Annotated in this window: 6 protein-coding genes and 7 pseudogenes; 2 read left to right on the top strand and 11 right to left on the bottom strand. The window is 69.1% G+C overall.

Features of this window, described 5'->3' with window-relative positions; genetic code table 11:
* Positions 1 to 11 precede the first annotated feature (11 nt).
* The 8 genes and pseudogenes from T428_RS0110595 to T428_RS0110565 form a co-directional block, all read right to left on the bottom strand.
* Entirely contained in the window at positions 12 to 1,517 is a 1,506-nt protein-coding gene (locus T428_RS0110595) for a class I adenylate-forming enzyme family protein (RefSeq protein ID WP_025736465.1), read from the bottom strand.
* Positions 1,518 to 1,586: 69 nt separating this feature from the next.
* Complete coding sequence (locus T428_RS0110590) at positions 1,587 to 2,366, bottom strand: crotonase/enoyl-CoA hydratase family protein (RefSeq protein WP_025736464.1); 780 nt, start codon at positions 2,364 to 2,366, stop codon at positions 1,587 to 1,589.
* A 132-nt stretch (positions 2,367 to 2,498) separates the two neighbouring features.
* Positions 2,499 to 2,984 (bottom strand): WS/DGAT domain-containing protein, encoded by a 486-nt coding sequence (locus T428_RS34400; protein ID WP_245604878.1) that lies wholly within the window; start codon positions 2,982 to 2,984, stop codon positions 2,499 to 2,501.
* Positions 2,985 to 3,179: 195 nt separating this feature from the next.
* Positions 3,180 to 3,846, bottom strand: a pseudogene (locus T428_RS34395) (wax ester/triacylglycerol synthase domain-containing protein); the annotation flags it as partial.
* Positions 3,847 to 3,948: 102 nt separating this feature from the next.
* Positions 3,949 to 5,154, bottom strand: a complete 1,206-nt coding sequence (locus T428_RS0110580; RefSeq protein WP_025736463.1) for an alpha/beta hydrolase — start codon at positions 5,152 to 5,154, stop codon at positions 3,949 to 3,951.
* 140 nt (positions 5,155 to 5,294) lie between these two features.
* Positions 5,295 to 5,774, bottom strand: a pseudogene (locus tag T428_RS27125) (hypothetical protein); the annotation flags it as partial.
* 1 nt (position 5,775) lies between these two features.
* Positions 5,776 to 7,025 (bottom strand): annotated as a pseudogene (locus T428_RS34390) (molybdopterin-dependent oxidoreductase).
* On the bottom strand, positions 7,022 to 7,678 hold the full coding sequence (locus T428_RS0110565) for a class I SAM-dependent methyltransferase (RefSeq protein WP_025736462.1): 657 nt from the start codon (positions 7,676 to 7,678) through the stop codon (positions 7,022 to 7,024). The pseudogene T428_RS34390 and the gene T428_RS0110565 overlap by 4 nt, the downstream one beginning before the upstream one ends.
* 177 nt (positions 7,679 to 7,855) lie before the next feature.
* Here T428_RS0110565 and T428_RS0110560 point away from each other — a divergent pair.
* Positions 7,856 to 8,170: pseudogene (locus T428_RS0110560) on the top strand (alpha/beta hydrolase fold domain-containing protein); the annotation flags it as partial.
* Between the two features lie 59 nt (positions 8,171 to 8,229).
* On the opposite strand, the pseudogene T428_RS27115 reads toward T428_RS0110560, so the two are convergent.
* From T428_RS27115 to T428_RS0110545, 3 genes and pseudogenes are all read right to left on the bottom strand, one after another.
* Positions 8,230 to 9,467, bottom strand: a pseudogene (locus T428_RS27115) (amidohydrolase family protein).
* Positions 9,461 to 10,629, bottom strand: a pseudogene (locus T428_RS27110) (CoA transferase). Before T428_RS27110 ends, T428_RS27115 begins: the two co-directional pseudogenes overlap by 7 nt.
* An 11-nt stretch (positions 10,630 to 10,640) precedes the next feature.
* Positions 10,641 to 11,645: a MaoC family dehydratase gene (locus T428_RS0110545; RefSeq protein ID WP_025736460.1), complete on the bottom strand. Its 1,005-nt coding sequence runs from the start codon at positions 11,643 to 11,645 to the stop codon at positions 10,641 to 10,643.
* 86 nt (positions 11,646 to 11,731) lie between these two features.
* Here T428_RS0110545 and T428_RS27105 point away from each other — a divergent pair.
* A pseudogene (locus tag T428_RS27105) lies at positions 11,732 to 12,857 on the top strand (acyl-CoA dehydrogenase family protein).
* Positions 12,858 to 12,925: the final 68 nt, after the last annotated feature.

The following is a 12,925-nucleotide window of genomic DNA, read 5'->3' as shown; positions in this document are numbered from 1 at the left end:
TCGTCCTCTACTTACTGCTCGGCCGGTGCGGCCTGCAATCCTGCTAGGTCTTCGATGATCTCCCGCCGCAGAACCTTGCCCGTGGGTGTGGTCGGCAGTTCGTCGCGAAACACTACGCGATCGGGGGTACGCGAACCGCGCAACGCCTTGCGGACGTGTTCGCGCAATTCCTCGAGATCGGGGTCGGCACCGGGCCGCGGCACCACCACCGCAACGATGGCCTGGCCCCACTGCGGGTCTTCCACGCCGACCACCGCGACGTCGCGCACCTGCGGATGCTCGACGAGCACCTCCAGCTCGGCGGGCGCGATGTTCTCCCCGCCGCGGGTGATGGTGTCGTCGCTGCGTCCGCCAATGAACAGATAGCCCTCGTCGTCGAGCATCGCAATGTCTTTGGTGGGAAACCAACCGTTTTCGTCGAGCACCGAACCGATCCCGGTGTAGCGGCCGGAGACCTGCTCGCCGCGCACGAACAACTCGCCGGTCTCACCGGCCGGTAGCACGTTGCCCTCGTCGTCGCGGATCTCGATCTCGATGCCGGGCACCGGCCGCCCCACCGAACCCAGCCGCTTGATCGCGGCGGCGTCGGATGCTGCTAGCGCCGCACGGTGGTCGTCGGGGGTCAGCACCGCGATCGTCGAACTCGTCTCGGTGAGCCCGTAGGCGTTGACGAAGCCCACATTCGGCAGCAGCTCGAGCGCCCGGCGGACCAACGGCAGACCGACCTTGGAACCGCCGTAGGCCAGGTTGCGCAGCGAGGTCAGGTCGTGACCGCCCGCCTCGAGCACGGTGACCACGCGGTCGAGCATGGTGGGCACCAGCGTCGCGGTCGTCACGTGCTCGGCACCGATCAGCCGCACCCATTCGTTTGCGTCGAAGTTGGGCAGGTAGACCATCTTGCGGCCGGCGTACAGGTTCGACAGCGCGTCCCCGACCCCGGCGATGTGGTACGGCGGCACGCAGATCAGCGCCACGTCAAGGTCTGCGGCCGAATCGAATTCGACGGTTCCAGTCACGTAGCTGGCCAGGTTGTTGTGCGAGAGCTCGACGGCCTTGGGCTGCGACGTGGTGCCGGAGGTGAACAGCACGATGGCCACCGACTCCGGGTCGGGAAACTCCCCGGCGGGCTCGGCGCTGCGAGCGGCGGTCAGGAAGTCGTCGGACCCCATGACCCGCTTGGCCGAATCGCCGAGCACGTCCGCATAGCGGCTGTCGACGACGACCAGGGGCTCGGGCAGCCGCCCGATCAGCGTCTGGATGCCCTCGGCGGACAGCCGGTAGTTGAGCGGGGCGAACGGCACACCGGCGCGGGCCGCGGCGAAAATCAGCACCGGCAGCATCGCGCCGCCGACACCGACGTAGGCGACGTGCGCCGCACCGGATTCCGCGATGACTCCCGCGCCGCCGTCGGCCAGATCGCTGAGATCCTGCGTCGTCAGCCGGGTCTCCCCCGAGACGACGGCGGTGCGATCGGGGTTACTCGACGCGGCCATCTCGAGAAGCAACGAAATGCTCATACTCGATCCCTAGGAATCCCAACCCTTTTGCGTCCCGACACGGACTCTACGAACATAGTGTATCGAATCTCAGGTGCCGGTCCACTGCGGAGCGCGCTTCTCGGCGAACGCGATGGCGCCCTCCTTCGCATCGTTGGACGAGAACACCGGCGCCAGCAGCTTGTTCTGCTCGGCGAACATCTCCTCGGGGCTCCAGCCGCGGGATTCGACGATGATCCGCTTGGTGGCAGCCACCGCCAGCGGGCCGTTGGCGGCAATCCGCTCGGCCAGATCGATCGCGGCGTCCAGCGCCTTGCCGGGTTCGGCCAGCACGTTCACCATGCCCAGCGCGGCCGCCCGTTCCGCGGAGATGTTCTCGCCGGTCAACGCCAGCTCCATCGCGATCGCCGACGGGATGCGCTGCGGCAGTCGCAGCAGCCCGCCGCCACCGGCGACCAGGCCGCGCTTGACCTCCGGGATACCGAAGGCCGAATCCTTGGACGCCACGATCAGGTCGGTGGCCAGCGCCAGCTCGGTGCCGCCGGCCAGTGCGTAGCCCTCAACGGCCGCGATCAGCGGCTTGACCGGCGGACGTTCGGTGAACCCCATGCCGCGGCCCTCGACGATCGGCAGCTCGCCCCGGGCGAACGCCTTGAGGTCCATGCCCGCGCAGAACGAGCCGCCGGCCCCGGTGAGGATGCCCACCGACAGGCCGGGCTCGGCGTCGAGTCGGTCCACGGCCGCGGCCAGGCCATTGGCCACCGCGGAGTTGACCGCGTTCTTGGCCTTGGGCCGGTTAATCGTGATGATCAGGATCCGGCCGCGTTGTTCGACCAGGACCTCGGGCTCGTTGGCTTCGTCGGTGCTCACGGTAGCTGCCCATCTCCTTTAGAATCGGTGGCAAACCGGTGGCTGGTACCGACTGATGGTAGCCGCCGACGGAAATGGCATTGGCACCAGGAGAGAGTCTCGTTACCAAATCGGCCGGTTGATGCCGACCACTCAGGCCGGCGCCATCGCGGCCCGGACTTGGGTCAGCTCTTCGGGAAGCCCTGCAGCCCTGCGTAATTCGATGAAGTCGGTGACCATGGCCTCGGTCACCTCGTGCGGGTCCTTGACGGTCGCGCCGTCGGTCAGCACGGAGATGTTGAGCTGGTCGACGTAGCTCCACACGGTGATGTTGAGGCCGCTGCCTGCCGTCAACGGCCCCACCGAGTAGATCTCGGTGACCCGCGCGCCGCCGACCCGGCCGTGCTCGCGGGGGCCGGGCACGTTCGAGATCGGCAGGTTGAGCACCTTGTTCTGGCCGTCGCGGCTGGAGGCCCAGCGGAAGAACGACTCGGTGGCCAGCGGCGGCAGGTAGTTCGACCATCGGCTGATCAATTCGGGGCCGACGAGGTGGTGCGCCTCCTTCGCGGATGCGGCATTGTCGTGGCAGGCCCGCAGCCGCTCCAGCGGATCGTCGAGATCGGCCGGCAGTGCGACCATCAACCCGGTGAAGTAGTTGCCCGAAATCCGTTCGGGCGAAAAGTCGAAACTCGCGGGGACCGATGCCAGCAGCGGTTCGGCCGTGCCGTCGTAACGCAGCAGCAAGGTGCGCAACGCCCCGGTGGACATCGCCTGCACCACGTCGTTGATGGTGCCGCCGCACAACTTGGCGGTTTCTTTGATGTCGGCGAGTGCAAGTGTGGCCGAAGCAAACCGGCGTTCCGGCGTGATCCGGTGGTTGAGAAAGGTCGGCGGCGGGGTGAACGGCATGGTCAGTTCCGGTGAGAGCTTGCGTGCGCTGCGCCGAACCCGATTGATGCCCTGCGCGGTGTAGCGGATCGTCGCCGGCAGCTTCGCGGCCTGGCGCAGGTGATCGGCGAACGCCGAGCGCACCAACTGCCTTGGACGGCGCGGGGTCGGTGATCTGCGGGCCGCTTTCCGGGGTGGGCAGCAGGTCCATCCCGCGGGCCATCAGGTTGGCCGACGCGACGCCGTCGGCGAGCGCGTGGTGGATCTTGCCGACCACCGCGACCCGATTGTTGGCCAGCCCCTCGATGAAGTACATCTCCCACAGCGGACGGCCGCGGTCCAGCGGGGTGCTGGCGATGCGTCCGATCGCGTCGTCGAGCTCGCGGCGACCGCCCGGCTCGGGCAGCCGCGTCGGGCGGATGTGGTAGTCCATGTCGACCTCGCAGTGCTCCCGCCACATCGGATGGTGGAACTTTTACGGGATGTCGACGAGCTGGTAGGTGAACGGCTCGAGCTTGTTCAGCCGGGCGCCGATGACTTGGCGAAACGAGTGGACGCCGAAATCTCGGCGATCCGGGTCGATCTCGACGACGGCGACCTTGATCGTGTGCATGTGCACGTTCGGGGTCTCGCTGTACAGCAGTACCGAGTCCCAGCCGCTCAGCCGTTTCATCGCTGCCCCTTCCCCTTAGCAGGACCTTACTCAGCGACCGGGCTAGATAACCTCTTTTGAGCTGATCTGTACTTTGCTGCGGTAAATCTGGTTGAGGAACAGCGAAGTCGCGTGGGCCGCCACCCCGGCGCGCTCGCCGTCGATCATGTCGAAGCCGTGTCCGGCCCCGGGCAACTCGAGGTATCCGACCGTCGAATGCGAAACCGCCCGCAGTCGCTCGACGAAGCTGCGCGCCTGCGCGGCGGGAATGACGCTGTCCTTGCTGCCGTGAATCACCAAGAACGGCGGGGCATTCCGGTGCACCCGCGCGATCGGGGAGGCGTCGCGGTAGACCTCGGGGTGACGGGCGATGGACTTCTTGACCACCACCCGCTCCAGGAATTCGACGAACCGGTCCCGCTCGGGGGTGGAGCGGTCCTCCCAGTCGTAGCGGCCGTAGATGCCGACGACCGCGTCCACCGAGCTGTCCGCCCCTTCCGGCAGCCTGCGCTGGAACTGCGGGTCGTCGGGGGTGAGTCCGGCCAGCGCGGACAGGTGCCCGCCGGCCGAACATCCCGCCACCGCAACGAAATCGCGGTCGCCGCCGAACTTGTCGACGTTGGCGCGCGCCCACGCGATCGCGGTCTTGACGTCGGTGATGTAACGGGGCCAGCGGTAATACGGCGCGACGCGGTAGTCGATCGCCACGCACACCCAGCCCTGCTCGGCCAGTCGCGACAGCAGCGCGGTGCCCTGCATCATGGCGCGCCCGTGTACCCAGGCGCCGCCCGGGACGAAGATCAGAACCGGGGCGGGCTGGGCCGGCAGCTCCTTGCGCCGCCACACATCCAGCACCTGCGCCGGGTGGTCGCCGTAGTGCACCGCCCGGCGGTACAGATAGCGACGCTGCCGCAACGCTTCCCAGATCGGCGGCGTCTTCTGGGCCGCCGGCCATTCGGCGTCGAGGTCCGCGGCCGACACCACCGGTCGCAACGCCGCGACGGACACGTCGTGCGTGCTTTCCCGGTCCCGCCGGCGTATGTCGTTGATGCCCGGCGTCAGCCAGTCCTTCGTCACGGCGGCGAACGCCTCCGGCGCGTGTCGCGCGCCCCAAACCCCCATCGCCGTCACACCGTCCAGCGGTTCCAGGTGCTTACCGACCACCGGCAGCGAAGCACCGGCAACGCTCAGTGCCAGCGCATAATCGGCGGGGCGGGCCCGCAGCAACCACTTGAGGCACGGTGTCATGCCCGGGACCCTCGCCGTCATGTACGGGACTGTACCCCCACCTCGGCGGCGGAAACTGACGTTTGTGTAGAACTCCCGAAGTCGTCGGTTCGAATATTTGCTGGATTGCCGGACTTGCCGCTCTAGACCGGGGTTGGCCCTTCGCTGCGCGGGTCGCTCCGACGCGCCGCGACCAACCGGATCAGGTAGCAGATGGCGCTCAGCGCGAACATCGCCGCGGTGAGCAGCAGCCACCGGCCCAGGAAGGGCTGCTGGGTCTGACCGGTAGCGGCTTCGTACGTGGGCCCACCCTGCTCGATGATGCCGGGCAAAAAGATCAGCAACGTCAGCCCGGCTCCCATCGCCGGCACTCGAATGTAGTTGCGGGCGGGCACTTTTGGACGGATACCGGTGGGGTGCCGGCGCCCCGTCAGCGCTCGGTCGGCCAGCGTGTAGAGCGGGTAGAGCAACAGGTCGTGGCCGACCACGGCGGCGGCGAACCACACGGCGATCGACTGCTACCAGCTGTCGGGATGCCACAGCGTCGCCGGTTTGAAGGTGGCCAGGATGTAGCCCAGCAGCGCGAAACCGGACAACATGGTCAGCAGATGCAACGGATGCGATCCGTAGACCGCGGCTAAACGTGTTGACAATCTTGACATCTCAACCGGCCTCGAACTCGATTGCGGCCACCCATTTGGTGTTGTGCACACCCGGCAGCGCGGGAACGATGATCCGGGCCGGATAACCGTGGTCCAGGGGCAGGTCGGTGCCATTGACCCGCAGCGCCAGCAGCGCCTCGGGATCGCGAATCTGGTTGGCTTGCAACGTTGCCCGCCCGAAGGCGCCGCCGCGCTGCAGGGATATCACCCGGGCCGAACGCAGCGCGGGTACACCCGCGATGCAGGCCAGCTCGGCCAGCCGCACCCCGCTCCAGGTCTGCTCGGTCGACCATCCTTCGACGCAGGCGATCGGCAGGCGCGCGGTGGTCTGCGGCATGCCGGTCAGCGCGGCGCGGTCCAGCGTGACCTCCGCGGGACCACCACGCAGCGCCAATCGCCAAGTCTCGCCGACACTTTCGCGGCTGATGCCTACGGCGGCGGTCTTGTTGACCGGGAAGTCGCCGCGGCCGCGTGGCACTAGTAGGGCCGCGCCGCGGGCGGCCCCGCCGCGGTCTGGCCGACGGTGAGCGCCGCGATCAGCACCACGCCGCCGCCGACCAGCGCCAGGGCGCCCCGCCTGCTGATCGTCGGTTCCGCCGGATCGGCGGCCACCAGGCCGTCGGGATCCGGCGGTTCGGGACGGGTGTCGGCGCGGCCGGTGCGCAGCACGTTGCGCAGCGGCAGCGACCGCAACCCGGTGACCATGCGCGGCAGTTTGACCGCGATGTGCATCAAGAATCCGGTGATGAAGACCCACGCGCCGAAGTAGTGCGCGTCGTAAAAGCTGAACCCGAAGATGTAGTCGTACTGGATGTTCAGCACGCCGGTGACGATCTCGAACAGGATCCCGCCGACGAGCATCACCAGCGACGCCCGCTCCAGCAGCTGGGCCAGCGACCGGGCCGGCGGCCAGGCGAACAGCCGCGGGATCATCGACCACAGCTTGGCCAGCACCACCGGGATGACCACCAGCCCAAGGCCGACATGGATGCCCTGCGTCAGCCGGTGCAGCCACGACGGGCGGGTGGGCCAGACGAACAACGGCAGCCGCAGCCAGCCGACGTCCGCCGGGATGGCCTGGCCGAATTGCGGCGCGAAGGCGATGTAGGACAGCAGCCCGGTCAGCGCGACGACCGGCAATGCCACCAGCAGCACCAGCCCGAACACCGAGGTCAGCCAGGGGCCGCGCAGCGGGCTGCGAAACCGGACGAGCGACCGGACCGGGGGCAGCCGGCCGCCCCAGCCGCTCACGGCGCGGCCAGGCTCGCAATCACCCGCCCGCCGATCAGCCGAACGCTGGTCAGCGTCAGTCCGACTTGCGCCGCGAGCGTGGCGGCGCTGTCTACCCCGACCGACGCCCAGCGGAACCATGGCCCCACATCGCACGCCGATTCCAGTCGCACCCACCGCGCGCGCACCCCGATCGCGTCGGCCTCGAACTCGGCAACACAGCGGCCGCCGCGGCCCAGCAACTCGGCGGCGCGCGCCAGAATCCGTCCCGGGTCCCCGCCCAGACCGACATTGCCGTCGACCAGCAGCACCGTCTGCCACCGCCCCATGTCGGGCAGCGGCTCGAACACGTCGCCCAGCAAGGCGGGTGCGCCGCCGCGACCGACCAGCCGGACCGCGGTCGCGGACCGGTCGATGCCGAGTGCGGGTATCCCCCGCTCGAACAGGCGCGCGACCAAACGCCCCGGCCCGCAGCCGAGCTCGATCGTCGGCCCGCTGCACATCTCGGTGACGGCTTCGTCGAAGTCCTCGTCAAGGGCATCGACCAGTCCGCCTTTCGAGGAACACCGGGCGCCCAGCCACCGATGGGCGGGCAGCACTCGGATTTCGCCATCCTCATGGCGGATCCAACATCGCTCGCCGCCCAGTGCCCGTTCATACAGATGCCCCAGCATGTCACGTCCCCCGCGTCGCGGCCGACCGAGCGGGCGGCCCTCCGACCGATACCCCGATCGCGCGCGGGTTAACCACACCGATCGACGCTGTTCACTGGGCGGGACGACGGCGGACGGGGATGTTCGAGCCGGGGACGGGTCGCGGTCGGGCGGGACTTTCGCGACGTCAGGCGGCGGAACACCCACAGCAATCGGTTCGGCTGGGCGGCGTACCTGGGCGATGCCGATCCGCGGGTCGCCGTGCCGGCCCGCCGCGACGACCTCAGCGGGCTGGCCCCGGCCTGGATCGAGGTGGGGACACACGATCTGTTCCACGACGAAGACCTCGCCTACGCCGAACGGTTGCGGGCCCCCGGGGTGCCGTGCGAGGTGGAGATCATCCCCGGCGCCTTCCACGGCTTCGACCTGGTGGCACCGAAAGTGCAAATGTCGCAGCGATTTTTCAACAGCCAGTGCGAGGTGCTGCGGGCCGCGCTGCCCGGGGCCCGCTAGTCCGCGGAGTAGGCGATCTGGCCGCCGATGATCGTCGCGGCCACCAGTGCGGCGTCCAGCTAGGCCAGCACCGTCGCGGGCGGTGCGGCCAGCACGCACAGGTCACCCGGCTGTCCGACGTCGACGGTCCGGGGCCCGCCGGGCTGATCGGCGTGGCCCAGAAACATCGTCAAAGCTTCTGTCGCCGAGACACATTCGTCGGCGCCCAGCACCGCCCCGCTGGGTGTGGTGCGCTGCACCGCGGCCCGCATCGCCGCCCACGGGTCACCGTGCCCGAATGGCATATCGGTCGATAAGGCCACGCGCACCTTGGCTTTTCGCAGCGACGCCACCCGCCACAGCGCGGCGTGCTCGGCAGCGGGAATGTCGGACAGATACTGATCGCCGCGTTCGGCGACGAAGTTGGGCTGGGTCACCACGGTGAGCCCGAGTTCGGCCAGGTCGGCGAGATCGTCGTCGCCGACGACCGCGGCGTGTTCGATGCGATCCGTGGATGGCTGCCGGCGGCACGAAGGGCCGCGATGGCGACCACCAATTGCGCCGCGGTCACGCAGTGCACGGCAACCGGTTGCCCGTCGGCGTGGTGATCGGCGATCCATCCGGTCAACGCGTCCAGGTCCAGGCGGTCGTCGTGCAGGATCAGCTTCCCCGGGGCCAGGAAAGACAGCAGCGGCCGGAACTCGCCGTGCCGGTGCGCCACTAACAGCGACACCATGTCGTCCGCGTCGAGATGCGGTGTGGCGTCGGTGACCCCGGTGACGCCGAGCGCGGTGAGGCGGCGGCTGAGTTCGGGCAAGTCGGTGTGGTGACGCCGCAGCGCCTCGGACCATCGGTCGCTGGCGCGCAACCGCCCGTCGGGACGCTCGGCCATCCCGAGCAGTTGCAGCGCCGCGGAATTGAGGATCCACCGGGCACCGCTGCGATGCTGCACGCGCACCGGAGTGCCGGGGAGCATGGCATCGAGCGTGGCGCGGTCCAGTTCACCGGCGACCGATTCGTGATAGCCGATCCCCCGGATCCAACTGTCGGCGTTCGGAGCAGCGTTCGACAGTGCTTCTCCCAGTTGATCTTTGGTGTGCACGCGCGGCGGTCCGAGCGTCAGCGAATCCATCGCAGCGGCGGCCGAACGCAGGTGCACGTGGTGGTCGTGCAGGCCGGGCAGCACGGTCCCACCGTGCGCGTCCAGCACGGCCTCCCCGGGTTGGGGTTGCAGGCGGTCGCCGATCTGCTCGATCCGCGTACCCACCCGGATGTCGATCACCGTGCCGTCCAGCAGCGTCGCCCGCTGAATCAGCATGACGGCACCCGTCTTTCGGCGACCAACCGGCGCACGGCCTCGCCGTCGGCGCCCAGGGCGGCGGTGCGGGCGGGGGCGGCGTCGGGCATTCGGAGGACGACGCCGCGGCGGGCAGGGCCGCGTAGCCGGCGGCAGTCTCCGCCATCGACACCTGGATGAACTCGCCGCCGCCGCGGGCCAACGATTCGGCCACGGCCGACGCCGCTTCCAGGCCGGTGAGCGGATCGGCGATGGCGTCCCCGCAGAACACCGGCCCCGCACCGACCAGACCGCCGGCCACCGCGGCGTCGTCGCCGAACGCGGGCCGGCTGTCGTCGCGGCCATACCCGCTGATGCGCAACCAGATTCGGCCCGGACGCGGGGCAATGTGTTCCGGGCCCAGGCCGCGCCGGGCCAGCGCCGCGGGCCGAGAGCCTTCGATCACGATGTCGGCGACCACCAGCAGCTCGCGCAGCTCGTCGGCCTGGCTTTCGAAATCCAGGCAGTAGGACAGCTTTTCACCGCTCATCCAGTCGAAGAAGGCACGATTGCCCGCGCGGGTGCCGTCCGGGCGCCGGGGGCTTTCCACTTTGACGACGATCGCCCCGGCCCGGGCCAGCAGTTGCCCGCACAGCGGGCCGGCCCACATCGACGACAGGTCGGCCACCAGCAGGCCGGTGACGCGACGGGCGGCGACCCCGGTTGCCATTCGCTCGATCCGCGGCGGCGTGTGAGCCACTTCGCCCAGCGCGGCCGCCGGAATGGCCAGCAGGCTCGCCCGCTCGGTGATCGCCGATACGAGACGTGTTGCGGCCCAACGCTGCAGCATCGGCCAGAGCTGGGCGGGCGTCTCGTCGATTTCCAGCAGCGCGGGAACGACGGCGACGTCGTCGGGGCGCGACAGCGTGAACGCGCACCACCCGTCGCGGGCCCGCAGCAGCCGGGTGCCGCCGCCGGCCGAAATCCGGCCGCCCCGCGTCAATCCGAGCAATCCGGCCCGCCCGGCCAGCAGCGTGGCCGCGTCGACGGCAATGCCGAAATGACCGCCCACCGCCGCGGCGACCCGATCGGCGCGGGCCAGCACCTCGGCGCGGGAGAAGTCGGGCGGCCCGTCGGGCGGGCCGGTCAGCCGAGCCAGCCCGCTGCTGCCCCACCGGGACGCCGCGTCGCTCACCTGGACCATTGTCCTCCGGGTCAGAAGTGCAGCGCGCGCAGTCGCCAGTCCAGAACCGTGCGGTCGGGTTCACCGACCGCGTAGACGACCGACCGAAGCCCCAGCACACCGCCGTGATCGCCGGGCTCGGCCGACTCCACGTGCAGCTCGCTGTAGAGCGTGTCACCCTCGTACACCGGCCCGGTGTGGTCGCACGACTCCCAGCCGAGCACCGTCGCAAGGTTCGGCAACAGCCGGTTGGCCTGCGCGAACGCCAGCCCGATGGTGTGTCCGCCGTACACCAGCCGGCGTCCCCCGGACCGCGAATCATGATGCGCGGCAGCGATGTTCAGGGTCAGCCGGGCCAGCTCGGGCGCATTGCTGACGACGTCGCCGGTGCTGCGCATTACCGCCCCAGCCAGGCTGGTGTCGAAATGCGGTCCGGGCACCCGCTTTCGGAAGGCCTCGCCGTTCCACTGTGACGCCGGCGGCACGGCAGGCGGCGCCGCATCGGCTCCGATCGTGGAGAGATCGTCGGCGGGCGCGCCATCCGGATCGAAGTCCGGGCTGGCGGGCAGCATCGCGCAGCGATAGAAGTCGAGCACCAATCGGTCGGCCTGGTCGATGGTGGTCATCCGCAGCGCGGCCATTCCGGTCGGCGGGCGGCCGGGCTTGACCGAATTGGCACGCAGCCCAACGACTTCGGTGCGGGTGTAGAGCGAATCGCCGATGACCGGGAACCGATGAAACGTCAGCCCGCGATAGAACAGGTTGGCTTTGACCCGCTGGGTCACCAGGGTGCTCTGCCCGATCGCGACATCGCAGACCAACCCCGGATGCGCCAGCGGCCCGGGCCCGCCGATCACCGCGGCACACAGGTCGGCGTCCAGCGCCAGGCGCAACCGGTCGCCGACGATCGCCTGGTGGGCGGCGACCATACCCGCCGACAGCGTCGCCACCGGTGCCCAGTCGAAGACCTGGCCCCTCGCCAGATCGTCGAAGTACGGCCCGCCGGCGCGGATCCCCGCATACCCGTTGTCGGTCACAACGCCACATGCTGGCACACTGTCGAATCGAAGCGCAACGCCGGAGGTGACAAAAATTGGGATCAGTGGTGGACGACGAAGAAGACATGCTGGTCGCCACGGTGCGAGCGTTTATCAACCGTGAGGTCAAGCCGACGGTCCGCGAGGTCGAGCACGCCAACGCCTAGCCCGAGGCGTGGATCGAGCAGATGAAGCGGATCGGCATCTACGGCCTGGCGATCCCGGAGGAATACGGCGGGTCGCCGGTGTCGATGCCGGGGTATGTGCGGGTAATCCAGAAGCTGGCCCGCGGCTGGATGAGCCTGGCCGGCGCGATGGGCGGGCACACCGTGGTCGCCAAGCTGCTGACGCTGTTCGGCACCGAGGAGCAGAAGCAGACCTACCTGCCGCCGATGGCGACCGGCCAACTGCGCCACGATGGCGCTGACCGAGCCCGGCCGCGGCTCCGACCTGCAGAACATGGCGACCACCGCGCTGCCCGACGGTTTCGGTGGCCTGCGGATCAACGGCGCCAAAACCTGGATCAGCAACGCGCGGCATTCCGGGCTGACCGCGCTGCTGTGCAAGACCGACCCGAATGCCCAACCGCGGCATAAGGGTATCTCGATCGTGCTCGTCGAACACGGCCCGGGGCTGACGATCTCACGCGACCTACCCAAGCTGGGTTACAAGGGCGTCGAATCCTGCGAGTTGTCCTTCGACAACTTCGCCGTCCCCGCGTCGGCCGTGCTGGGAGACCGTAAGGGCGAAGGCTTTTCGCAAATGATGAAGGGCCTGGAAACCGGTCGCATCCAGGTGGCCGCCCGCGCGCTGGGCGTGGCGACCGCGGCGCTCGAGGATGCGTTGGCCTATGCCCAGCAGCCCGAGAGTTTCGGTAAGCCGATCTGGCACCATCAGTCCGTGGGCAACTATCTGGCCGACGTGGCCACCAAGCTCACCGCCGCCCGCCAGCTCACCCGCTACGCCGCGCAGCGTTACGACAGCGGCGAACGCTGTGACATGGAAGCCGGGATGACCAAACTGTTCGCCTCCGAGGTCGCAATGGAGATCGCACTCAACGCGGTACGCATCCACGGCGGCTACGGCTACTCCACCGAGTACGACGTCGAGCGCTACTTTCGCGACGCGCCCCTGATGATCGTCGGCGAGGGCACGAATGAGATCCAGCGCAATGTGATTGCCGGGCAGCTGGTGGCCCGGGGCGGGATCTGAGCGCGGCTGAATTCGGCGCTTGGCCTCCCACGGGTGCGCTATATTTGCCTGACTTGTGACCAGCAAAG

This window comes from Mycobacterium genavense ATCC 51234 (assembly GCF_000526915.1).
Classification (GTDB): domain Bacteria; phylum Actinomycetota; class Actinomycetes; order Mycobacteriales; family Mycobacteriaceae; genus Mycobacterium; species Mycobacterium genavense.
The sequence above is the reverse complement of the archived record's forward strand: the minus strand, read 5'-3'. Positions and strand labels throughout refer to the sequence as shown.

Coding starts and splice junctions, on each gene's coding strand:
- T428_RS0110580 (WP_025736463.1), bottom strand. CDS start 5,154: ATGACGGCGAGGGTCCCGGGCATGACACCGTGCCTCAAGTGGTTGCTG.
- T428_RS0110595 (WP_025736465.1), bottom strand. CDS start 1,517: ATGAGCATTTCGTTGCTTCTCGAGATGGCCGCGTCGAGTAACCCCGAT.
- T428_RS0110565 (WP_025736462.1), bottom strand. CDS start 7,678: ATGCTGGGGCATCTGTATGAACGGGCACTGGGCGGCGAGCGATGTTGG.
- T428_RS34400 (WP_245604878.1), bottom strand. CDS start 2,984: ATGGTCGCACTGCCGGCCGATCTCGACGATCCGCTGGAGCGGCTGCGG.